This is a genomic window from Streptomyces amakusaensis (assembly GCF_039532665.1).
Lineage (GTDB): Bacteria > Actinomycetota > Actinomycetes > Streptomycetales > Streptomycetaceae > Streptomyces > Streptomyces amakusaensis.
Genome location: NZ_BAAASB010000004.1, coordinates 464,818 through 487,246, shown reverse-complemented (window position 1 = coordinate 487,246; position 22,429 = coordinate 464,818). Strand labels below are relative to the sequence as shown.

The window sequence follows — 22,429 nt, the reverse complement described above, 5'->3', positions numbered from 1 at the left end:
CTCCGAAATGATTAATTCGTTGTTGTCCCGCGTCGAAACCGGATGCGGAGGCGGGTGTTCCCACAGGACGGGGGTCGTGTGTCGGAAACAGCGCAGCGTGCGCCGGACCATCGGCCGTACTTCTTCTTGAGCTACGCGCACACACCGAGGTACGGGGTGGGCGGACCGGACCCCGACATGTGGGTGGAGCGGCTGTTCAGGGATCTGTGCGGCCATGTGCTGGCGCTGACCGATCTGCCCGCCGGATCCCCGGCCGGCTTCATGGACCGGGAGATACGCTCCGGCGAGGGCTGGTCCGAGCGGCTCGGCGAGGTGCTGTCCACCTGCCGGGTCTTCGTCCCGCTCTTCTCCCCCCGCTACTTCGCCAGCGAGATGTGCGGCAAGGAGTGGTACGCCTTCGCCCAGCGAGCCATCTACCACCAGGCCAAGAGCAACCGCTCGGCGGAGGCCATCGTCCCCGCGCTCTGGGTGCCACTGCCCCCCGAGCAGCTCCCCGGCCCCGCCGAACGGCTCCAGTTCAACCACCGCGCCTTCGGTGACCGCTATGTCACCGACGGCCTCTACGGCCTCATCAAGCTGCGCCGGTTCGCCGAGGAGTACGAAGCCGCCGTCTATGAACTGGCCAAACGTATCGTCAGCGTCGCCGACACCACCCGGGTCGCCTCCGGCAGCCCGGTCGACTACCGGCACGCCCCCAGCGCCTTCGGGAAACCCAGCGGCGGCCCCCGCCCCATGCACCTCACCATCGCCGCGCCCACCCGGCACGACCTCCCCGAGGGCCGCGCCCCCGACTACTACGGAAAGCAGTCCCAGGACTGGAACCCCTACCACCCCGACTCGGCGCGCCCCCTCGCCTATGTCGCCCAGGACCTGGTCCGCTCCCTCAACTACCAGGCCACCGTCTCCTCCTTCGACCACGAGGCCCCGCCCGAGCCCGACCAGCCGCCGGCCCGCCCCGAGATACTCCTCGTGGACCGCTGGGCCCTGGAGGACGACGAGCGCTGCGCCCGGCTCGCCGCCTTCGACGCCGAGCCCCGCCCCTGGGTCAGCCTCGTCGTCGCCTGGAACCGCGACGATCCGCAGAGCAGACTCTCCGAAGCCCAGCTGGTCAGGAAATTGGAACGGACCATGCCACGCCAGATGAGCCAGGGCCGCCCCGCCTGCCGCCTCGCGGCCCGGGGGGTCTTCAGCATGGAGGCCTTCGGCCAGATCCTCCCCCAGGTCGTGGAGTCCGCGGCCCAGGAGTATCTGCGGCACGCCGAGGTCTTCCCGCCCGCCCCACCGCCCGGTTCCGCCCGGCCCACCAGATTCCGGCTCAGCGGCCCCATGGGAGCCCCCGCCCCGGCTCCCGCCCCCGACCACCCCGACACCCACTCGCGTGGCACAGCCCCCGATGCGGAGGACACGGATGACGGCCGGTCGTGACGGACGCATCGTCACCTTCTACTCGTACAAAGGCGGCACGGGCCGCACCATGGCCCTGGCCAACACCGCCTGGATCCTCGCCTCCAACGGCAAACGGGTCCTCGCGGTCGACTGGGACCTGGAAGCACCCGGACTGCACCGCTTCTTCCACCCCTTCCTCGACCCCTCCACCCTCGGCGCGACCACCGGTGTCATCGACCTGATCACCGACTACGCCTGGGCCGCCATCACCCCCGACACCGCCCGGCGCGACGACTGGCACGTCGACTACGCCCGTATCCAGCCGCACGCCGTCTCCCTCTCCCCGGAGAACCTCGGCTGGGAGTTCCCCGGCAAGGGCACCCTCGACTTCGTCTCGGCCGGCCGGCAGAACCGCGAGTACTCGGCGACCGTCTCCACCTTCGACTGGGACAACTTCTACGACCGGCTCGGCGGCGGCCTCTTCTTCGACGCCCTGCGCGACGACATGAAGGCCACCTACGACTACGTCCTCATCGACAGCCGCACCGGGCTCAGCGACATCGCCGACATCTGCACCGTCCACCTCCCCGACATCCTGGTCGACTGCTTCACCCTCAGCGACCAGTCCATCGACGGCGCGGCCTCCGTCGCCCGGCAGATCGACGAGCGCTACGGCGGCCGGGGCATCAAGATCTACCCGGTGCCGATGCGGATCGACGAGGGCGAGAAGGAGAAGGCCGACGCGGGCCGGGCCCTGGCCCGGGTCAAGTTCGACCGCTTCCCCACCGGGCTCTCCGGGGACGACCTCACCTCCTACTGGGGCGCGGTGGAGATCCCCTACCGGCCCTACTACGCCTACGAGGAGACCCTCGCCACCTTCGGCGACGAGACCGGGCTGACCAACTCCCTCCTCTCCGCCTTCGAGCGGCTCACCGCCGTCATCACCGAACAGCAGATCACCTCCATGGCCACGGTCGGCGACGAGACCAGGCTCCGCATCAAGGACGCCTTCACCCGGCGCAGGCCCGCCCTCCCCGCCGACCTCTTCCTCAGCTACGTCGCCGAGAACCGGATGTGGGCCGACTGGATCGAAGCCGTGCTCACCCACGCCGGCTTCCGCGTCGTGCCCCGCGACGTCTCCGTCGAGCGCGAGGGCTCCGACGACCACACCATCGCCGAGAACGCGGCCCGCACCGTGGTCCTGCTCTCCAGCGCCTACCTCAAGTCCCCCCGAGCGGTCCATCTGTGGCAGCGCTCCTTCGGCGAGGACGGCGGCGGAGCCCGCCACCATCTGCTGCCCGTCCGGGTCGGCGACGTCCGCCTCACCACCCCCTACATCGACCGCAACCCCATCGACCTCTTCCGGCTCGACGAGGTCCAGGCCACCAGCGCCCTGCTGCGCGCCCTGGAACGGCCCGTACAACTGCCCGACGGCGGATCGCCCGGACCGCGCTTCCCCGGCACCGTGCCCAAGATCTGGAACGCGCCGCCCCGCAACCCCGGCTTCACCGGCCGCTCGATCGCGCTGGAGCAGATGCGCGACCGGCTCGGCGGCGGCATGTCGGTGGCCGCCGTGCTGCCCCAGCCGCAGACCCTCTACGGACTCGGCGGCGTCGGCAAGACCCAGGTCGCCATCGAGTACGTCCACCGCTTCATGGCCGACTACGACCTGGTGTGGTGGATCTCGGCGGAACAGCCCGACGATGTCATCGAAGGCCTCGCCGAGCTGGCCACCCGCCTCGGCGCACAGGGCGGCGAGGACATGACGGCCGCCTCCAGCGAAGCCATCGACCTGCTCCGCCGGGGGGTGCCGCACGCCCGCTGGCTGCTGGTCTTCGACAACGCCGACGACCCCGAGCAGCTCAAGCGGTTCTTCCCGCCCCAGGGCCCCGGCCACATCCTCGTCACCTCCCGCAACCAGACCTGGTCCCAGTACGGCGACGCGCTCCCCATCGACGTCTTCACCCGCGAGGAGTCCGTCGAGCACCTCCAGCGGCGCGCCCGCGGACTGACGGTCGCCGACGCCGACCAGGTCGCCACCGCCGTCGGCGATCTGCCGCTCGCCGTCGAACAGGCCGCCGCCTGGATCGCGGAGACCGCGACCCCGGTCTCCGACTATCTGGAACGGCTCCGGGAACAGGCCACCAGCGTCCTCGGGCTCAACCAGCCCGCCGGCTACCCCCAGCCCGTCGCCGCGACCTGGAACGTCTCCATCGAGAAGCTCAAGGAGCGCTCACCGGCCGCCGTGCGCCTGCTCCAGCTCTGCGCCTTCTTCGCCCCCGAGCCGATCTCCGCCAATCTCCTCTACAGCAAGGAGATGATCGACGCCCTCAAGCCCTACGACGCCTCGCTCCAGGAGAAACTGGTGCTCGGCCGGGTCATCCGGGAGATCGGCCGGTTCGCGCTCGCCAAGGTCGACCAGGTCAACAACAGCATCCAGGTGCACCGCCTCGTCCAGGCCGTCATCCGGGCCCAGCTGACCGAACAGGAACAGCGCGACGCCCGGCACGCCGTCCACCGGGTACTCGCCGGGGCCAGGCCCGACGACGACGAGCCGATCGACAACCCCGCCACCTGGGAGCGGTTCGCCACCATCTGGCCCCATCTGGCCACCTCGGAGGCGCGCAACTGCTCCGAGCCCGAGACCAGACGACTCCTCATCGACCGGGTGCGCTACCTCTGGAAGCGCGGCGACTGGGTCACCGCCCGCTCGGTCGCCGACGAGGCCCGGGAGACCTGGCGCACCATGCTCGGCACCGACGACCTCCAGTACCTCTACCTCTGCTTCCACATCTCCAACCTCTACCGCTCCCAGGGCCGCTACAAGGAGGCCAGGGCGCTCGACGAGGAGACCCTGGAGCGCCAGCGGGCCGTCCTCGGCGCGACCCACCCGCACACCTACATGACCACCAGCGGACTCGCGATGGACCTCGGCACCCTCGGCCAGTACGCCAAGGCGATGGAACTCGCCCGCGAGGCCCACGACGGATTCAGCCAGATCTTCCACGAGTCGCACCCCAGGACCCTGGCCGCCGCCAACAACCTCGCCCTCAACCTGCGGATGGTCGGCCAGTACTCCAGAGCCCGCGAGATCGACCAGGAGGTCTTCGACCGCCGCACCGAGGTGCACGGCGCCGGCCATCCGTACACCCTCTCCTCCGCCACCTCGCTCGCCCGCGACCTGCGGGAGACGGGCCGCTACGAGGAGTCCGTCATCCTCCTCGGCCGCACCTACGAGCTGTACAAGGAACACCTCGGACGGACCTTCCCCGGCACCCTCGCGGCCGGCAAGAGCCTGGCCGTCTCGCTGCGCAGGGCGGGCCGGCTGGAGGACGCCCGGCGGCTCACCACGGCCACCCGCAACCGCTACCGGTCCCGCTCCTCCAACCCCGACTCCCTCGCCTGCGACCTCAACCTCGCCGCCGACCTCTTCGCGGGCGGCGAGCCGGTCGCGGCGCGCGATCTGGCGCAGGAGGTGGTGGACCAGTACATGCTGGTGCCGGGCGAGCGCCACCCGTACACCCTCGCGGCCATCAACAACCTGGGCATCTTCCAGTGGGGCTGCGGCGACCCGGAGTCCGCGGAACGGCTGCTGGCCGATGTGAGCACCAAGATGCGCGAGGTGCTCGGCGAGAGCCATCCCCACTTCCTCTACAGCACGATCAACCTCGCCAACGCGCTCGCCGACCTGGGCGCCACGGCCGAGGCGCTGGAGATCGAGCAGCGCTCGGCGGCCAGGCTCCGCGATGTGCTGGGCCCCCACCACCCCGAGGTGCTCGGCGTCGTCTCCAACCTCGCCGTCACCCTCGGCGCGCTCGGACGCGAGAGCGAATCCTCCCGGCTGCGGGCGGAGACGGTCGCCGAACTGACCCGCCAGCTCGGCGAGGACCACGCGCTGACGAGAATCGCCCGGGACGAACGCAGGGTCCACCGGGACCTGGAACCGCTGGCCGTCTGAGCCCGACCGGCCGGCCCGTGCCGCCCATGGGGGCACGGGCCGGTCCCGTCAGTCCGCCAGCAGCCAGGTCAGCACCCGGGGCAGCGCGTGCAGCGCGTCGAAGTGCGCGGCGGCCGGCTCCAGCACCGCCGTCGCCCCGGGGATGCGCTGGGCCAGCCACCGCGAATGCCCCACCGGCGAGAAGACGTCCTTCTCGCCGTGCCAGAGCATCACCGGCCCCTTGATGTCCGCGGGATCGAATCCCCAGGGGCTGCAGAAGGCGAGCGCGTCGTCGATCCAGCCGTACGCCGATGTCCGCAGCGCCTCCTGGTAATTGCGCAGCAGCATCGAGCGGACGCCCGCGTCGGCGACCACCATCCGGTCCGATTCCGTCAGTTCGCGGCGCAGATCGTTGAGAAGCTTGAAGGGGTCCTTCCGGATCTCCGCCGAGCGGAGGATGAACCGCTCGGTGAGCACCGCGGGATCGTCCGAGGCGAAGGTGAACTCCATGACATTGGAGGCCGCCATCCCCTCGAACCAGTCCAGCCCGTCCGCGTCCCGGGGCGCGAGCGTCACCAGCGCGGCGGTACGGGTCACCCGCTCCGGCATCAGCGCGGCGCAGGCCAGCGCGTGCGGCGCACCGCCCGACCGGCCGACCACGGCGAACCGGTCGAGCCCCAGCTCATCGGCGATGGCCCGGACATCCTGGGCCACATCGACGACGCTGCGCCCGGCCAGCCGGTCCGAGCCCCCGTACCCGGGGCGGTCGTAGGCGATCAGCTGGGTGTGCCGCTGATACAGCACCATGCCGCGCGGCGCGGGCCCCAGCCGGCTGCCCGGGGTGCCGTGCAGCAGGAAGACCGGCCTGCCGCGCGGGTCCCCCAGCCGCTCGACCATCAGATGCCGCCCGTCCCCCGCGTGCACCCGACGTCGCACGCCCGCCCCCTTCGTCGTCAGTGACCTCTGCATGCGTGTGTGTGCCTTCGGCATTCCCACCCCCTGACGTCTACCCAGCGCGGTCCCCGACCGGGCCTGCTTTCACCGTCTTTCCGGAATTACCGCCAAAGTGCCGTACGTATGCGGCGAAGAGCCCCTGAAGGCCCGCGCGCCCTCGTCCGCCCGTTCTGGAACCGGCCTGATGTGCCCGCGCGGGTGCCGCGCGCCCCTCATCCGCCGGAGCCGGGCGGGTCCGCCGGGGCGCGGGCGGGCCGCCGCAGCGCGCAGACCGTGGTGATCAGCGCGCCCGCCACCGCCCACGCCGCCAGGATCAGCATCGGACCGGCCGCGCCGTTGCCCCGGAAGTACGCGATCGAGCGCGCCGCGAAGGTGCCCGCGCCCGGGGGCAGCGCCGGGCCGATCTCCCGCCAGAACGGCGGCAGCAGCGGATACGGATAGGCCCCGCCCGCGCTCGGATTGCCGAGGACCACCACCAGCAGGATCGCCAGACCGATGCCGACGATGCCCGCGAGCCCCTGGAGGGCCAGGGTGATCGCCCCCACCGTGAAGACCAGCAGCGCGCCGAGCCCCCAGAGCGCGGGCACACTGCCGGGCAGCGCGTCCAGCACCGGGCCGGCGATCACCGTGCCCAGCAGCCCCGCCGCGATCGAGTACAGCAGCAGCGCGCCCAGCCGGATCAGCGCGCGATGGCCGTTGGCGGGCCGCGCGCCCGCGCTGATCGCCAGGATCGCCGCGCAGAGATAGCCGCCCACGCACCAGCCCACGACCAGATAGAAGGAGGAGAGGCCCCGGGCGTCGCCGGGGGAGTCCGGGACCACGTCCACCACCTCGACGGAGCGCCCCTGCTCGCGCTCGGCCCCGGCGACGACCTCGGTCAGGGCGTCCGCGAGCGAGGCCCCCGAGGCACTGGCGACCAGCAGCCGGTCCGGCCCGCCGCCGGGGCGGACGATCAGCGCCCCGTCGACCTCCCGGGTCTCGATCCGCTGTCGCGCGCTCGCCTCGTCCGGCGCGGCGCGGGGGTCGAGCGGATCTCCCGCCAGCCCGGCGAGCCGGTTCACGGTCCGCTCGGTCAGCTCCGGGGCGGGCGCGGCGACCGCGATCGGGATCCGGTGCGGCTCGGGCCGGTGGAAGGCCCCGATGTACGAGGTGATGAAGGCGATCTGGAGCGCCAGCACCCCGATGACCAGCACCGCTGCCCGCACGCTGACCGCGTCCTTGACCTCGGCGACAAAGCCCTGGGAGCCGCTTCGGTCCGCCGGGGGAGGGCCTTCGGGAGGGCCTTCGGAAGTACCTCCGGGCGCGCCGCTGGGTGTCCGCTTCATGGCCCCACGCTCCGCGCCGGGCGCGGTTCACGCAGTCGCTGGGCGGCCGAATGGCGCAACGGCGGCCACCACGAGCAGCGCGCCCGCCGGGGAACGGCGGGCGCGCTGGATCGTCACCGGTTCGGTTCGATCAGAAGATGATCACCAAGGTCAGTGACCGGCCCGGGCACCGGCCGTGGCGCGGCGGCGGGCGGTGCCGAACATCGCGGCGGCACCGAGGGCCAGCGCGGCCGCGCCGCCGATCGCGATGTACGGGGTGGTGCTGTCGCCACCGGTCGCGGCGAGGTTCTCCTCGGCCGCGACCTCGGCGGCCGAGCCCTGGGCCTCGGGGGCGTTGCCGGCCGGCTTGGCGGCGGTCTGCTGGGCGACGTGCTCGGCGTTCGCCGCCTTCTCCGCGGAGGTGTCACCGCCGTGTCCGCCGTGGTCGACGGTGGAGTTCTCGGTGCCCTGCTTGATCTCGCCCTCGGTGGGGGCCTGGGCGACCGGGGCGGCACCGGCGCCCGTACCGGTGCCGATCACCACGTCGGAGCAGGTGTAGAACGCCTCGGGGGAGTCCGAGCGCTGGAGGATCGAGTAGATCAGGTGACGGCCGGAGCGCTGCGGGATGGTGCCGTCGAAGACGTACGAGCCGTTCACCAGCGTCGGGTTCTTGATGCTGGCGAAGGGCTGGGCCTCCAGGTCCGACCACTTCAGCGGCTTGGTCGCGTCGTAGCCCTGCTTGGTGATGAACAGCTCCATCGTGCCCACGTGGGGGGCGGTGGCACGCCAGCGGAAGGTGTGGTTGCCGGAGGCCAGCTTGGTGGTGGGCCAGTCGGTGCGGGGGAGGTCGAGGCCCTTGTACTTGGCGCGGCCCACGCTGCACAGCTGGCCGTCGGGGATGATCTGACGGTGGCGGCCGGCCGCGTCACCGATGTTGACCTCGTTCCAGTCGTACAGCGGCTGGGTGCCGCCCGCGGCGACCAGCGCCTTGCAGGCGGCCGAGTCGGGGCTCTCGGGGCCCTCGGCGAAACACGCCGAGATCCGGCTGACCGGGTCCTGCATCGAACCGTGCGCGGCGGCGGGCGTGGCGGTCAGGGTGGTCAGCGCGATCGGCGCGACGGCCAGGGCGGCGACCATGGCCACCTTGCTACGAGTGGTCATTCTGGCGTTCTCCTCGGTGGGCGTCGTGGGGGGTTCCGGGGCCGGTCCAACACAGGCGGTGCGGCTCTTGACCGCCTGTGGTGCTGTCGTTCGAACCGGCCCCGGCGATCAGAAAGTTAGCTGTTCGAATCGTCGAAATCGCCCCTGAGGACGGCTGCCCGGTGATCCTTATCCTTGCTTTAAGGAAGTGCTAAGAGGGGGCTGAGGAACACCACTCGGCCGCGAACATTCGTGACTCTCGGTGAGATTCCTGCTGGTGAAACGTTCGCGAAGGTAACTGGCCGCGTTTACCGGGACCCGTTCGGGGCGGCGCGGTTGACGCCCGCGCGATCGCGGCCCCCGAGCCGGCGCCCGTGCCCGGGGCGGGAGCGCAGGGGCCGCCGGGGGTGCCGGGAGGGGCTGGGCGTCAGTCCGCGCACGGATGGCCCTCACTCGATCGAAGGAACCTGTCCCGGCCATGTCTTGACGGTTCGTCACCTCAGGGGCGGGAGTGCCCGCGAGTCTTCCCCGGCCGCCGTCGGCCCCGCCCCCGGCGCGCGCGGGCTGAGCGGGTGCGCGCCGGCCCGGCCGGGTGGCCGCCCGCCGCGCCGGGGGGCGGGCGGGAGGCCGGACGGTATCGCGGGGGCCGGAGGGTTCCGGCAGCTCAGCGAGGGTGCCTGGGGCCTGATTCGCCGGACGGGGGACCCGGCCGCCGGTCCGCTCGCGGCGGCGGACCGCCCCGGCCGGGGCGAGTGCGCCCCGGAGCCGCCCTCGCGCCCCGGCGGCGGGCCCGGACGCCCAGCGCGGCCGGGCCCGCCCGCCCTCGGCCGCCGTCCTCGCCCGGCCCGTCGGCCCGCCGTCGGGGCACCGCCCTCCCGGAAGGGACAAAAGCGGTCAACTGGCGGGCGGTGTACCGCTCAAGTGGGAGGTGCCGCCCGCCCGGAACCTGTAACTTCGTCCCGTCGGCCGGCCACTTTCCGGCCGTCCGTCACACCCGGGCCCGGGCCGGCACAACCGGCGGACCGAGCGGAGGAGTCATCCGTGACCCTGACCCCTGAAGAGCGTCAGCAGTTCCTGGCCGAACCGCATATCGCGGCCCTGGCGGTGAGCGCGGAGGAAGAGGACCGGGCGCCGCTGACGGTGCCGGTCTGGTATCAGTACGCACCGGGCCGGGACATCTGGATCCTCACCGGTCTCGGCTCCCGCAAGGAGCGGCTCATCGCCCGCGCGGGCCGGTTCTCCCTGCTGGTCGACCGGCTGGAGCCCAGCGTGCGGTACGTGTCCGTGGAGGGGCCCGTCGTGGCCACGGTCCCGGCCACCCGCAAGGAACTGGTGGAGATCACCGCACGCTATCTGCCCGCCCGCAAGGTCGCCTCCTACGTCGAGTTCGCGGAGAAGGAGCTGGGCGAGCAGGTGATCATCCATATGCGCCCGCAGCGCTGGAACAGCGCGGACCTGGGCCGGGTCTGACCGTACCGCCGGACGGTCACCCCTCGTGTGCGGGTGCGAATCCGGTGGCGGGCGCGAGAGCCCGCGCCGGTAACGCCCCGCCCGGCGCGGGGCCGCCTTCCGCCAGGGCCTCAGCCCCCTCGTCTGCCATGGCCCGCGGCACCCCCGCCCACCAGGCGATACCGCCGCTCCGGGCGTCCCGTGCCGCCGTACCGCAGGGTCACCTCGACCCGGCCGGTCTCCACGAAGTACTCCAGATACCGCCGGGCGCTCACCCGCGACAGCGAACCGGCCTCCGCGCACTCGGTCGCCGACAGATCGCCGCCGCGCTCCCGCAGCACCCGCTCCACCAGCTCGGCCGTGTGCGCCGCAAGCCCTTTCGGCAATCCGCGCGCGCCCGGCGGCCGGGCCCCGAATATCTGATCCACATCCTCCTGACGTGCCTCCCCGAGCCTCTCGAACCGCGACCGCAGGGCCGCCATGTGCCTCAACTGCTCTTGCAGGGAAGCCTGGTTGAACGGCTTGATCAGATAGTGCAGCGCGCCCGCCCGCAGCGCCGCCCGCACCAGCCCCGCGTCCCGGGCCGCCGTGATGAACAGAGCGTCCACCCTCGCCCGTGACTCGTCCCGCTCCTCCGCCGCCCGCAGCTCGCGCAACACCGTCAACCCGTCCATATCGGGCAGATAGATGTCGAGCAAGACCACATCGGGCCGCAACCGTTCAGCCGCACGCAGCGCCTCGGCACCGGTGTGCGCGACTCCCGCGACCCGGAACCCCTCCGCCATGGACACATAGCGGCTGTGCAGCTTGGCGACCATGAAGTCGTCATCGACTACCAGCACTTTCATCACGCGCACACGCTAAGCGGTGACCACAATGACCACAACGTCCGTTGATTCCGGAAGAGAGACACTTTCTTAACGCCCCGGCAACATGTGGGCCACTTCACACATTCCCCCTACCGAAAGGCGGCTCACGTGCGATTGCGCACTCCCCTCGCCCTGCTCGGGGCTGCGTTGCTGGTGTTCGTGGGGCCGCCACTGCTCAGCGAGGGCAAGGGCTCCGACACCGGAACACAGATCCCCGGACTGCGGTTCATGGTTCCGAACACTCCCGGCGGCGGCTACGACATCACCGCGCGGACGGCGGCGAAGAACGCCGAGGACGCCGGTCTGACCCACAACGTCGAGGTCTTCAACCTCCCCGGGGCCGGCGGCACCGTCGGACTGACCCGGCTGGTCGGCGAGCACGGCAACGGCAAGCTCGCCATGTCGATGGGCCTCGGCGTCGTCGGAGCCGTCCACACCAACAAGACGCCCAAGACGCTCGCCGACACCACCCCGATCGCCCGCCTCACCGAGGAGCAGGGCATCGTGGTCGTCGGCAAGGACTCCCCGTACAAGAACATCGACGATCTCGTCGCCGCGTGGAAGAAGGACCCGGGCAAGCTCCCGGTCGGCGGCGGCTCCTCCCCGGGCGGCCCCGACCACCTCGCGCCCATGCTGATGGCGCAGGCCGCGGGGATCGCGCCCAAGACCGTCAACTACATCCCCTTCGACGGCGGCGGCGAGCTTCTCGCCTCCATCCTCGGCAACAAGGTCGGCTTCGGAGTCTCCGGCGTCGGCGAGTACCTCGACCAGATCAAGTCCGGCGAACTCCGCCTGCTCGCCGTCACCGGCGCGGAGCGGGTCCCCGGCCTCGACGCCCCCACCCTGCGTGAGGCGGGCATCGACACCGAGTTCACCAACTGGCGCGGGATCGTCGCCCCGCCCGGCATCTCCAAGAGCGAGCGGGAGAAGCTCACCAACCTGATCGAGGAGCTGCACGCCTCCGACGAGTGGAAGGAGTCGCTCAAGAAGAACGGCTGGAACGACGCCTTCCTCGTCGGCGACAAGTTCGGTGACTTCCTGGACGAACAGGACAAGCGCGTGGACTCGGTGCTGAAGGAGCTCGGACTGTGAACTCACAGGAATCCCCCGCGACTCAGTCGACGGACGCCTCCGCCCGCCCGGCCGGCCCCCGGTCCTGGCTGCGCGAACACTCCGAGATCGGCGTCAGCGTCCTTCTCTTCCTGATCGGTGTGCTCGTCCTCGCGGACGCCCTCACCATGGACGTCGACATCTCCCAGCGCGGCCCCGTCGGCCCCAAGACCGTCCCGATAGCCGTCGGCATCGGCCTCCTGGTGATCGCCGTACTCCTCGCCGTCGACGTCATCCGCGGCGGCCACGGAGAGGCGGAGGGAGGCGAGGACGTCGACCTCAGCGAGCCCAGCGACTGGCGTACGGTCCTGCTGCTCGCCGGAGTCTTCCTCGGCTTCGCCGTCCTCATCGGCCCGCTCGGCTTCCCCATCGCCGGAGCGCTGCTCTTCTGGGGCGCCGCGTTCGCCCTCGGCAGCCGGCAGTTCCACCGCGACCCGCTGATCGCCGCGTCCCTCGCGCTGGTCACGTACTACATCTTCAACAATCTGCTCGGCGTTCCGCTCCCCGGTGGCCCGCTGATGGGGGTGCTCTAGCCGATGGACTCTCTCAATTCGCTGATCGACGGATTCGGCACCGCGCTGACCCCGATCAACCTGCTCTGGGCGGTGATCGGCGTACTGCTGGGCACCGCGATCGGAGTGCTGCCCGGCATCGGACCCGCGATGGCCGTGGCGCTCCTCCTGCCCGTCACCTACGGCCTCGAACCGACCGGCGCGTTCATCATGTTCGCCGGCATCTACTACGGCGCGATGTTCGGCGGCTCCACCACCTCGATCCTGCTGAACACACCGGGTGAGAGCGCGGCGGTCGTCGCCGCCATAGAAGGCAACCCGATGGCCAAGTCGGGGCGGGGCTCACAAGCCCTCGCCGCCGCCGCGGTCGGTCACTTCGCGGGCGGTCTGATAGGCACCATCCTGCTGGTCGCCCTCGCCCCCACCGTCGCGGAACTGGCCGTCGACATCGGCGCGCCGGACTACTTCGCCATCATGGTGCTCGCCTTCATCGCGGTCACCTCGGTCCTCGGCTCCTCCCGCATCCGCGGTCTCGCCTCCCTGCTGATCGGCCTCACCATCGGCCTCGTCGGCCTGGACCAGATGACCGGCCAGCAGCGCCTCACCTTCGGCTCGCTCCACCTCGCGGACGGCATCGAGGTCGTCATCGTCGCGGTCGGCCTCTTCGCCATCGGCGAGGCCCTCTGGGTCGCGGCCCACCTCCGCCGCAACTCGGACCCGCCCATCCCGGTCGGCCGCCCCTGGCTCGGCAAGGACGACCTGAAGCGCACCTGGAAGCCCTGGCTGCGCGGCCCCTTCATCGGTTTCCCGTTCGGCGCGATCCCCGCGGGCGGCGCGGAGATCCCGACCTTCCTCTCCTACGTCACCGAGAAGCGGCTCTCCAAGAACAAGAAGGAGTTCGGCAAGGGCGCCATCGAGGGCGTCGCCGGTCCCGAGTCGGCGGCCTCCGCCTCCGCGGCGGGCACCCTGGTCTCCATGCTGACCCTCGGACTGCCGACCACCGCGGTCGCGGCCGTCATGCTGGCCGCCTTCCAGCAGTACGGCATCCAGCCCGGACCGCTGCTCTTCGAGCGCGAGCCGGACCTGGTCTGGGGCCTCATCGCCTCGCTGTTCGTCGGCATGGTCCTGCTGCTCGCCCTCAACCTGCCGCTCGCGCCGGTCTGGGCGAGGCTGCTGAAGATCCCGCGCCCCTACCTCTACGCGGGCATCCTCTTCTTCGCCGGAGTCGGCGCGTACGCGGTCGGCGGCGAGGCCCTCGACCTGGTCATCCTGCTGCTCATCGGTCTGCTGGGCTTCGGGATGCGGCGGTACGGCCTGCCCGTGCTGCCGGCCGTCATCGGTGTCATCCTCGGCCCGGCCGCCGAGCAGCAGCTGCGCCGTGCCCTCCAGATCAGCGACGGCAGCGTCAGCGGCCTGTTCAACACGCCGTTCTCGGTGACGATCTACGTGATCATCGCCATCCTGCTCTCCTGGCCGCTGATCAAGAAGGCGATCGTCCGCCGTCGCGGCGCCGACGCCTGATTCTCAGCACCTGCCCCGCAGCTCCCGCCGATGCGCCGGCGGGGCGGGCCGTGATCCGAACGGTCCGCCCCGCCCGCATCGAACGGATCGGCGTCGTGCCCGCCTCTCTCCCCCATGGAGGCGGGCACGACGCCGTTCACGGGACCGGTCAGCGCCCCCGCCGGAGCAGCTCCCCCAGCCCGCCGCCGCGCGCCACGGCCTCCAGCTCGTCGAGGGCGTCCATCGCCCGCCCGGCCGCCTCCGGGTCGGTCCCGGCGAGCCCGCTCGCGGCGAACTCGTCCTCGTCCAGCCGCAGCACCTCACGGCCGTCCGCCGAGACCCACAGATCGAGGTCCAGGTCCTCCACGCTCAGCTCACCGCCCGCCACCCGGGCGGGGCGGGTGATGTCGCAGTACCAGCCCTTGAGCACGCCCCCGCCGGTACGCACCTCCTTCACCGCGTACCACCGGTCCCGCCAGTAGTGCTCGGTGAACACATCGCCCGGCTCGAAGCGGACGAACCCGAAATCCCGCACCCCCGCGCCCGCCCACTCCGCGCGGACCACCGTGTGGACACCGTCGTCGGCCACCAGCTCCGCCGGATAGCGGATCTTCGTCGCGCCCGCTTTGATCAGCCGTACCTCAACCGAAACCGTCATGGGCCGGACCGTACGCGGACGTCCGGCCGTGTCGCCTCCGGGTTTCCCCCGGGGCCCGCCGGGCGATGGGGGAGAATCGGGGGGTGACCCTCAAGATCGTCATCGACGCGGCATCGCCCGACGCGCCCTTCGAACAGCTCCGTGCGCAGATCTCCGGACAGGCCCGCTCCGGCGCGCTCCCGGTGGGCCACCGGCTGCCGACCGTCCGCGGCCTCGCGGAGGAACTCGGCCTCGCCGCCAACACCGTGGCCAAGGCCTATCGAGCCCTGGAGGCGGACGGGGTGATCGAGACCCGGGGCCGCAACGGCACCTTCGTCGCACCGGCCGCCGACGCGGCGGCCAGGGAGCTGGCCTCGGCCGCGCGGGCGTTCGCGGAGCGGGCGCACCGCCTCGGGGCGACCCGCGAGGAGGCGCTGTCCGCCGCCCGGGACGCGACCCGGGCGGCGTACGAGAGCTGATGTCCTCTCAGAGGTAGAGGCCCGCGTCCGAACCGCCGTGCTGCTCGGGGATGGCGGCCGGGCCGACGCCCCGGCGCAGCGCGAACAGCTCCGCGAGCGTCGAGCCGCCCCGGCCCACGCCCTCCTCCGAGCCCAGCCAGCCCACCGCCTCCGCCCGGGTGAGCGCGCCGACCTCGATCCGGGCCAGACAGCGGCCCGGACGGACCACCGCCGGGTGGAGCCGCTCCAGATCCTCGTTGGTCGTCACCCCGACCAGCACATTGCGGCCCTGGCCGAGCAGCCCGTCGGTGAGGTTCAGCAGCCGGGAGAGCGCCTGGCCCGCCGTGTGCTTGGCCTCGCCCCGGATCAGCTCGTCGCAGTCCTCCAGCAGCAGCAGCCGCCAGCGGCCCTTCGCGGCCCCCTCGTCCTCGCCGATCGCGATGTCCATCAGATACCCGACGTCGTTGAAGAGCCGCTCCGGGTCGAGGACGCAGTCCACCTGGCACCACTCCCGCCAGGAACGCGCCAGAGTGCGCAGCGCCGAGGTCTTGCCGGTGCCCGGCGGGCCGTGGAGCAGCAGCAGCCGGCCCGAGATGTCGTCCGGGGTCACCTTCATCAGCCGGTCCATGGCGCTCGCCACCGGAGCGGTGTAATTGGGCCGGATCTCCTCCCAGGTGCCGGCCGAGATCTGGCGGGTGGTGCGGTGCGGGCCGCGCCGGGGGGAGACGTACCAGAACCCCATCGTCACATTCTCCGGCTGCGGCTCCGGATCGTCGGCCGCCCCGGCCGTCGACTCCTTGACGATCCGCTCGGCCAGCTCGGCGCTGACCGCCGTCACCGTGACGTCCGCGCCGCGATTCCAGTGCGAGACGAGCACGGTGTAGCCCTCGCCCTCGGCGAGCACCGCGCGGCGGTCGTCGTCCCGCGCGGAGCGCAGCACCTTCGAGCCCGTGGGCAGCAGCTCGAACCCGGGTTTGACGCGATCGATCTGATGGGCGTGTGCGTAGGGCTGCTCCCCGGTCGCGAAACGTCCGAGGAAGAGCGCGTCGATGACGTCCGACGGAGAGTCGCTGTCATCGACATTGAGCCGGATCGGCAGAGTGTCCTGTGGCTGTGCGGCTGCGGCAGACATGCGCTCCATCTGAGGCTGTACGGCTGACATGGGGCCCATGATCCGGCACCCGCCCCCCGGACGCACGGAGTTTTGCCCGGTGGCGCGCCCCGCCCCGCGGCACACCACCGGACTGCCCGCCCGGACCGCCCTACCCCCGTCCCCGGAGCACCGTCAGCGCCCTCCGGGTCCGGCGCACCATCGCGTACCCCTTGGTGAGCGCGCGGTCCCGGGCGAAGTTCCGGGCGAGGGACCGCCCCTCCACCAGCCGTTCGAACTCCTCCGCGCCGGTGGAGCGCCGGACGGTCACCCGCTGGACGGCGTACGGCCCCTGGGCGGGCCGGGCGAGCGCGTTGCCGACCGCGAGGGCCTGGGCGAAGCCCGCTTCCCGGACCGTCTCCCGGACCCGGCGGCTGGAGTAGCCGTAGGGATAGGCGAAGGAGAGCGGGGCCACGCCCACCTCGTCGGCGATGATGTCGCGGCAGCGGGCCGTCTCGTCCCACAGCCGTTCGCCGTCCAGCTGGTCCAGCTGCGGATGGCTGTGGGTGTGGCCGCCGATCTCGGTGCCCGAGTGGGCCAGCTCCCGCACCTGGTCCCAGTCGAGCATGGTGTCAAGCGCGCCGCCCTCGTCGTGCGCGCCGCGCAGCCAGCCGGTGGAGACGAAGAGGGTGGCGGCGAATCCGTGCTTGGCGAGCACGGGCAGGGCGTGCCGGTGGACGCCCTCGTACCCGTCGTCGAAGGTGATCAGCACGGGCCGGCGCGGCAGCGGCACCCGGCCGCCGGAGCGCCAGGACTCGCCCAGCCGGGCGGTGGTGACCGGGGTGAAACCGCGCTCCTCCAGCACCGCCATCTGCTCGGTGAACGCGGCGGGGGAGACGGAGAGGCCGTGGGTCGCCCTGGCCGGCTGATGAGCGACGGCGTGGTACATCAGCACGGGTACGGGTTCGCTCATCGGGTCTCACTCCCCGAAGCCGAAGCCGAAGCCGAAGCCGAAGCCGCCGCTTCCGGGCCGGTCTCCGGCAGGGGGACGATCGGACCGGAGGAGAAGCTCACCGCGCCCCGCCGGGCCCGGGCGGTCCCGATCGCGTATCCGCCGGCCGCCGCGGCGACCCCGGTGAGGATCGCGCCCGCCCGGCCCGCGCCGCCGCGCCGCCCCAGCGCCGCGTCCCGCAGCCCGCGCAGCACCCCGGCCGGCAGCACCCGGGTGGTGTAGCGGCGTTCGGACTCCAGGCCCTTGCCCGCCCCGACGCTCCGGGCCACCAGCGCCTTGGACAGCCCCTCGGCGTAGGCGCGGGTACGGAAGTAGGCGAACCGCTCGCGGGCGGCCGGGACCTTGTGGTGGATCACCGCGCGGTCGTCGATCAGCAGCACCGCCCCGGGGAGCGCCTTGGAGAGCCGGATGCACAGCTCGGTCTCCTCGCACCCCAGCGGCCGTTTGTCGCCGTCGCGCCCGATGCCGGTGGCGAATCCGCCGGAGGCGTCGAAGGCGGTGCGCCGGAAGGAGGCGTTCCCGCCGAGCACATTGCGGACCCGCACCCGGCCCGGGGGCAGCCCCCGGTAGGTCGCGCCGACGACCCAGTCGAACTCCTCGGGGAACCAGTCGGGCCGCCGGCCCGACTCCCAGGCGGCGGCGGTCCGCCCGCCGACGGCCATCACCCTCGGGTCGTCGTACCCTTCGGCGAACCAGCGCAGCCACTCCTCCTCGGCCACGGCGTCGTCGTCGAGGAAGGCGACGAACTCGCCCTTGGAAGCGGCGATTCCGGTGTTGCGGCCCGCGGAGAGACCCCGGGGTCCGGCGTTGGCGAGCACACGTACCGCCGCGCCCGGCGCGTCGGAGGTCTCCCGGTACCGGAGGGCGAGCCGGTCGAGCAGCGCCGGGTTGTGGTCGACCACGAGAAGGATCTCCAGCGCCGGCAGTGACTGATTCCGCACCGAGGCGACGGCCGCGAGGATGTCGTCCCAGCGGTCTTCGGTGTAGACGCAGATCACCACCGAGAAGCGGTGGTCGCTCAAGACATCTCTCCCCGGGGTATGCGCACGCCGGCCGAGGCCCCGACGCGCCGGCGCTCGGCGAGGCCGACGCCCTTCTCCTGAAGGATCACCTTGAGCACACGGATGCCGTCGCGGACGGCGCTCAGATTGCTGACGCCGTGGATGCGGTTGTACTCGTGGCTGGGGACCTCCTGGACCCGGAGCCCGGCCTTGACGACGCGGATGTTCATCAGGGTCTCGATCTCGAAGCCCGTGCAGTCCAGGGTGATCTTGTCGAGGCAGTGCTTCCAGAAGGCGTTGTATCCGTAGCAGAGATCGGTGTAGCGGGCCCCGAACTTGGTGTTGACGATGGAGCACAGGACCGAGTTGCCCAGCCTGCGGATGAAGGTCATGTCGTCGGTGCCGCCGCCGTTGGCGAAGCGCGAGCCCTTGGCGAAGTCGGCCCCGGAGACGAGGGCCGAGACATAGGAGACGATCTCGCTGCCGTCCGCGGAGCCGTCGGCGTCCACCATGACGATGATGTCGCCGGTGCAGGCCGCGAACCCGCTGATGAGGGCGTCCCCCTTGCCCTTGCCCACCTGTCTGACCACCTTGACGTCGGGGCGCAGCGCGCGGGCCACCTCGACCGTGTCGTCGGTGGAGTTCCCGTCGACCAGCACGACCTCATGGATCCAGTCGGGCAGGGTCCTGAAGACGTGCGGGAGGTTCGCCGCCTCGTTCATGGCGGGGATCACGACGCTGACGGGCGGGGTGATCGCCAGATGGGTGGAGATCGGCCGGTAGCTGCCCGCCGGCCGCCCCGTCCGGTCGGCCGGGGCTCCGGCCGGGGTCGACGGGTCTGGCCCCGGAGCGGCCGGGTGCAGGACTGAACTCATGAGTTTCTCTTCCCTCTCCACCGGTGGACCGCCCGCCCCCGGGCGATCCGGATGAGTGTCCGGTTCGAAAGGGGGGTCCATCGCTCACCGGGCCGTGGCGGAACAACCTCCGGGCCGGCCGGACGGGCGATGGAATCTGGCCGCGCGGTGTGACGGCTCGGGATGAGCACGAAAACCGGCCACGGCACCCCCCTGCCACGCTCCGCTCCCAGTCCATCGCGACGCTGAGCCCTCCCCTTGAGCCGCCGCCTGCGTGATGAACCGTTGCGGGTGGGTGTACGACGTATTGACGACCGAGACTCTAAGGCAAATCTGAGTAACTGCCCTTAGTTTTTGCATATTTGATAACTACTCAGGGCTCACGTGTTAGCCCAACCTGCGGTAGGGGGTCCTCGCGGTTCGCCTCCGCCTTCCCTGCCGCCGGCCCGCCGCCCCGGGGGTACGCCGACGGGGTCGCGTCGCGAGGGCGAACGATGCGCGCGGCGCTGGATCGGCGCCGGTCGGGGTCGATCGGGGCCGGTCGGGGCCGGGGCGGTGGTGGCGACCGATCCCGTGCGCGCCGAGGCCGCGAGGCGGCGGCGGCGATTCCACTCGGACTGCCGGCCGCCGCTTTCCAGTGATTCACATGGCTGGATCTCGCCCCTCGGGGTCTCCGTCCCCGCCCCTCGTGCCGTGCGCCCGGCGCGGCCGGGCCGGGTCGCCGCCGCCAGTTTTGGCATGGACACTTCCAGTGAAGTCTACTGACTGGTAAGAAAGTTGGGGCAGGCACTCTGCTACAGGGAGGTTCCATGAAACTGTCCCGAATCGCGGCCTCGTCCTCCTCTCTCCTCCTCGCCGCCGTGCTCGCCCTCGCCGGGACGGGCCAGGCGAGGGCCGCCGACCGCGCCCTCGCCCTCGACTACGTGGCGCTGGGGGACTCGTACTCCTCGGGTCTCGGCGCCGGCTCCTACGACAGCGCCAGCGGCGACTGCAAGCGCAGCAACCGCGCCTACCCCAAGCTCTGGGCGGCCGCGAACGCCCCCTCGTCGTTCGCCTTCACCGCTTGCGCGGGCGCTCGTACGAGTGATGTCACCGCGAGCCAGCTCGGCCCGCTCAACGCCTCGATCGACCTCGTCTCCCTCTCCGCGGGCGGCAATGACGCGGGATTCGCCGATGTCATGACCACCTGCGTCCTCCAGTCCGAAAACGCCTGCGTCAATCGGGTGAACCAGGCCCGGGGGTACGTCGACACCACCCTCCCGGGCAGGCTCGACTCCCTGTACACGGCCATCGGCTCCCGGGCCCCCGGTGCGGCGGTCGTCGTCCTCGGCTACCCCCGCTTCTACAAGCTGAGCGGCACCTGTGTCGCCGGGCTGACCGAGCGCGAGCGGTCCGCGATCAACGGGGCCGCCGACCATCTCAACGCCGCCCTCGCCAAGCGGGCCGCCGACCACGGGTTCGCCTTCGCGGACGTGGTGCAGGCCTTCACCGGGCACGAGATCTGCTCGGGGGCGTCCTGGCTGCACAGTCTCAATCTGCTCAACGTCAGCGAGTCGTACCACCCCACGGCCTCCGGCCAGTCCGGCGGCTATCTCCCCGTCTTCACCGCGCACGCCTGAGCCGCGCCGTCCGGGTTGCGCCGCCCGGGCCGGGCCGCCCGGGCTGCCGGTGGCGCAGATCACACCCCTGATTCCGGCCGGGAACGGCCGTCGCGGCGGCCGGTGGTGAGCGCGGAGTGCGGACTCGTGAGCAAAGAGTTCGCTGGGGTGCGAGTGGTCCGGCGGGGCGGTGGGAAGAATAGGCGAGTGGAGACTCGAATCTGTCCAACTCGCCCTGGAAAAGACCGGATTCGTAGCGTCAGCGTCAACTCGCGTACGGGTGCGGTGAATCCTGTGGGTGGGATACATGCGTGCCCTGGTGGGGCGATAGGGTTAACCTGCCCGGGCCGGGTGCGTCGTACGGGTGGGGAGTGACATGGAACAGATAACAGTGCGCAGCAGGGCGCGTGTGCCCGCGATCGTCTGCGGGAACAGCGCGACCAGCTCGCGCCTCGACCGACATCTGTCGGTGCTCGGCGGTCCCGCCGTGCCCCAGCGGGAGACGGCCGAGGCGACGTCGCTGATGCGTGAGCTGACTTCGCGCGATGTGGCGCACGACCGCGGCGGCAGGAGCGGAGTCTCGCTCTTCGCACCGCTGCGGAGGCTGCGTCGCACGCTCTTCGGCAGCCGCCACTGATCCCTCCGGCCCCGCTCGGGAGTCCCACTCCTCCCGAGCGCGTCCCGCCCCTTCATGTGTCACCGCCTGCGCGGCCCCGCGCCCAGGCGATCGCACCCCCTGGCACGGTCCGGCGAAGACTCGTCGGCCGGCGCCCCCGGTGACCCCGGCGACTTCCGGGCGTCCGCGCGGTCACGACCGCGCGGACGCGGGTCGTGAGGCCCTCATTCCGCCTCGACCGTCACCGAGAACGAGAACCGGTCCCCCCGGTAGCGGATCCGCGCCACATCCACGACCTGGCCGTCCCGGTCGTAGGTCACCCCCGTGTAGTGCAGGATCGGGCTCAGCAGCGGCACCTTCAGCAGCTCCGCCGTGCGCGGGTCCGCCAGCCGCGCCTCCACCGTGTCGGTGATCCGGCTGATCCGTACACCCACCCCGTCCCGCAGCGCCTTCGTCATCGGCCACCGCTCCAGGTCGGCCGGGTCCAGCCGCGCCGCGACGTCCGGGCGGACCGCGTTCTCCGCCCAGTTGCTGGGCTCGCCGCTCTCGCCGTCCCAGCGCAGTCTGCGATAGGCGACGATCTCGGTCAGACCCGGGAAGTACTCGGAGAGCTCCCCCGGCACCGGCTCGGGGCCGTGCCCCAGGACGGTCGTCCGCTCGCCCGACTGCTGCGCCACGATGGCGTCGATCGAGCCCAGCAGCCGTCTGGGCGCGCCTCTGCGCGCCCCCGGCTCGATGAAGGTGCCCCGCCGCCGGTGGCGGCTGATCAGCCCCTCCTCCTCCAGCTCCTTGAGGGCCTGCCGCATGGTCAGCACGCTCACCCGGTAGTGCGCGGCGAGCTGCTCCTCGGTGGGCAGCCGCAGTGACGCGTCGGAGGTGCGGCCGAGTATCGAGGCGCGCAGGGACTGCGAGACCTGGTACCAGAGCGGCAGCTTCCGGTTCAGTACCAGTGAATCAGGGGCGAAGGAGGAGGTCACGGGGGCTCCGTCTCTCCGGATCAGG

Annotated in this window: 19 protein-coding genes; 9 read left to right on the top strand and 10 right to left on the bottom strand. The window is 71.8% G+C overall.

Annotated elements, in window-relative coordinates:
- Nucleotides 1-42 precede the first annotated feature (42 nt).
- Together ABD371_RS09685 and fxsT are read left to right on the top strand one after the other, a co-directional pair.
- Complete coding sequence (locus ABD371_RS09685; protein ID WP_344474882.1) at nt 43-1,425, top strand: TIR-like protein FxsC; 1,383 nt, start codon at nt 43-45, stop codon at nt 1,423-1,425.
- Nucleotides 1,409-5,344: an FxSxx-COOH system tetratricopeptide repeat protein gene (gene fxsT, locus ABD371_RS09680; RefSeq protein ID WP_344474880.1), complete on the top strand. Its 3,936-nt coding sequence runs from the start codon at nt 1,409-1,411 to the stop codon at nt 5,342-5,344. Before ABD371_RS09685 ends, fxsT begins: the two co-directional genes overlap by 17 nt.
- Nucleotides 5,345-5,392: 48 nt before the next feature.
- On the opposite strand, the gene ABD371_RS09675 is transcribed toward fxsT, so the two are convergent.
- The 3 genes from ABD371_RS09675 to ABD371_RS09665 all read right to left on the bottom strand — a co-directional run bounded on the left by ABD371_RS09675 (nt 5,393) and on the right by ABD371_RS09665 (nt 8,742).
- The gene (locus tag ABD371_RS09675) at nt 5,393-6,259 is read right to left on the bottom strand and encodes an alpha/beta fold hydrolase (protein ID WP_344474878.1); all 867 of its coding nucleotides are present in this window, start codon (nt 6,257-6,259) and stop codon (nt 5,393-5,395) included.
- A 230-nt stretch (nt 6,260-6,489) separates the two neighbouring features.
- Nucleotides 6,490-7,602 (bottom strand): DUF3533 domain-containing protein, encoded by a 1,113-nt coding sequence (locus ABD371_RS09670; RefSeq protein WP_344474876.1) that lies wholly within the window; start codon nt 7,600-7,602, stop codon nt 6,490-6,492.
- Between the two features lie 150 nt (nt 7,603-7,752).
- Nucleotides 7,753-8,742 carry a lytic polysaccharide monooxygenase auxiliary activity family 9 protein gene (locus ABD371_RS09665; RefSeq protein ID WP_344474874.1) on the bottom strand — a complete coding sequence of 330 codons (990 nt, stop codon included), beginning with the start codon at nt 8,740-8,742 and terminating at the stop codon, nt 7,753-7,755.
- 1,020 nt (nt 8,743-9,762) lie between these two features.
- Between ABD371_RS09665 and ABD371_RS09660 the strand changes: the two genes are divergently transcribed.
- A complete protein-coding gene (locus tag ABD371_RS09660; RefSeq protein ID WP_190124496.1) occupies nt 9,763-10,191 on the top strand; it encodes a pyridoxamine 5'-phosphate oxidase family protein in 429 nt (142 codons plus the stop codon).
- A 110-nt stretch (nt 10,192-10,301) separates the two neighbouring features.
- On the opposite strand, the gene ABD371_RS09655 is transcribed toward ABD371_RS09660, so the two are convergent.
- Nucleotides 10,302-11,018, bottom strand: a complete 717-nt coding sequence (locus ABD371_RS09655; RefSeq protein WP_344474871.1) for a response regulator — start codon at nt 11,016-11,018, stop codon at nt 10,302-10,304.
- Nucleotides 11,019-11,147: 129 nt separating this feature from the next.
- Here ABD371_RS09655 and ABD371_RS09650 point away from each other — a divergent pair, with 129 nt between their 5' ends.
- Genes ABD371_RS09650 through ABD371_RS09640 form a run of 3 tightly spaced genes read left to right on the top strand, consistent with a single transcriptional unit; the run spans nt 11,148 to nt 14,182 of the window.
- Nucleotides 11,148-12,131: a Bug family tripartite tricarboxylate transporter substrate binding protein gene (locus ABD371_RS09650; RefSeq protein WP_344474869.1), complete on the top strand. Its 984-nt coding sequence runs from the start codon at nt 11,148-11,150 to the stop codon at nt 12,129-12,131.
- A complete protein-coding gene (locus tag ABD371_RS09645; RefSeq protein WP_344474867.1) occupies nt 12,128-12,682 on the top strand; it encodes a tripartite tricarboxylate transporter TctB family protein in 555 nt (184 codons plus the stop codon). Before ABD371_RS09650 ends, ABD371_RS09645 begins: the two co-directional genes overlap by 4 nt.
- Before the next feature lie 3 nt (nt 12,683-12,685).
- Entirely contained in the window at nt 12,686-14,182 is a 1,497-nt protein-coding gene (locus ABD371_RS09640; RefSeq protein ID WP_344474865.1) for a tripartite tricarboxylate transporter permease, read from the top strand.
- Between the two features lie 148 nt (nt 14,183-14,330).
- Here ABD371_RS09640 and ABD371_RS09635 read toward each other — a convergent pair whose 3' ends face one another.
- On the bottom strand, nt 14,331-14,819 hold the full coding sequence (locus ABD371_RS09635; protein WP_344474863.1) for a ribonuclease FAU-1 family protein: 489 nt from the start codon (nt 14,817-14,819) through the stop codon (nt 14,331-14,333).
- 83 nt (nt 14,820-14,902) lie between these two features.
- Here ABD371_RS09635 and ABD371_RS09630 point away from each other — a divergent pair, with 83 nt between their 5' ends.
- Nucleotides 14,903-15,277 (top strand): GntR family transcriptional regulator, encoded by a 375-nt coding sequence (locus ABD371_RS09630; RefSeq protein ID WP_344474861.1) that lies wholly within the window; start codon nt 14,903-14,905, stop codon nt 15,275-15,277.
- Nucleotides 15,278-15,284: 7 nt separating this feature from the next.
- On the opposite strand, the gene ABD371_RS09625 is transcribed toward ABD371_RS09630, so the two are convergent.
- The 4 genes from ABD371_RS09625 to ABD371_RS09610 form a co-directional block, all read right to left on the bottom strand.
- Nucleotides 15,285-16,397, bottom strand: a complete 1,113-nt coding sequence (locus ABD371_RS09625; RefSeq protein WP_344475013.1) for a DUF5925 domain-containing protein — start codon at nt 16,395-16,397, stop codon at nt 15,285-15,287.
- Between the two features lie 121 nt (nt 16,398-16,518).
- The gene (locus tag ABD371_RS09620; protein WP_344474859.1) at nt 16,519-17,319 is read right to left on the bottom strand and encodes a polysaccharide deacetylase family protein; all 801 of its coding nucleotides are present in this window, start codon (nt 17,317-17,319) and stop codon (nt 16,519-16,521) included.
- On the bottom strand, nt 17,316-18,380 hold the full coding sequence (locus tag ABD371_RS09615; RefSeq protein ID WP_344474857.1) for a glycosyltransferase family 2 protein: 1,065 nt from the start codon (nt 18,378-18,380) through the stop codon (nt 17,316-17,318). The genes ABD371_RS09620 and ABD371_RS09615 overlap by 4 nt, the downstream gene beginning before the upstream one ends.
- The gene (locus ABD371_RS09610; protein ID WP_344474855.1) at nt 18,377-19,234 is read right to left on the bottom strand and encodes a glycosyltransferase family 2 protein; all 858 of its coding nucleotides are present in this window, start codon (nt 19,232-19,234) and stop codon (nt 18,377-18,379) included. The genes ABD371_RS09615 and ABD371_RS09610 overlap by 4 nt, the downstream gene beginning before the upstream one ends.
- Nucleotides 19,235-20,022: 788 nt before the next feature.
- Between ABD371_RS09610 and ABD371_RS09605 the strand changes: the two genes are divergently transcribed.
- The gene (locus tag ABD371_RS09605) at nt 20,023-20,832 is read left to right on the top strand and encodes an SGNH/GDSL hydrolase family protein (RefSeq protein WP_344474853.1); all 810 of its coding nucleotides are present in this window, start codon (nt 20,023-20,025) and stop codon (nt 20,830-20,832) included.
- A 355-nt stretch (nt 20,833-21,187) separates the two neighbouring features.
- Nucleotides 21,188-21,448 carry a hypothetical protein gene (locus ABD371_RS09600; protein ID WP_344474851.1) on the top strand — a complete coding sequence of 87 codons (261 nt, stop codon included), beginning with the start codon at nt 21,188-21,190 and terminating at the stop codon, nt 21,446-21,448.
- Between the two features lie 203 nt (nt 21,449-21,651).
- Here ABD371_RS09600 and ABD371_RS09595 read toward each other — a convergent pair whose 3' ends face one another.
- The gene (locus ABD371_RS09595) at nt 21,652-22,404 is read right to left on the bottom strand and encodes a GntR family transcriptional regulator (protein ID WP_344474849.1); all 753 of its coding nucleotides are present in this window, start codon (nt 22,402-22,404) and stop codon (nt 21,652-21,654) included.
- Nucleotides 22,405-22,429 lie beyond the last annotated feature (25 nt).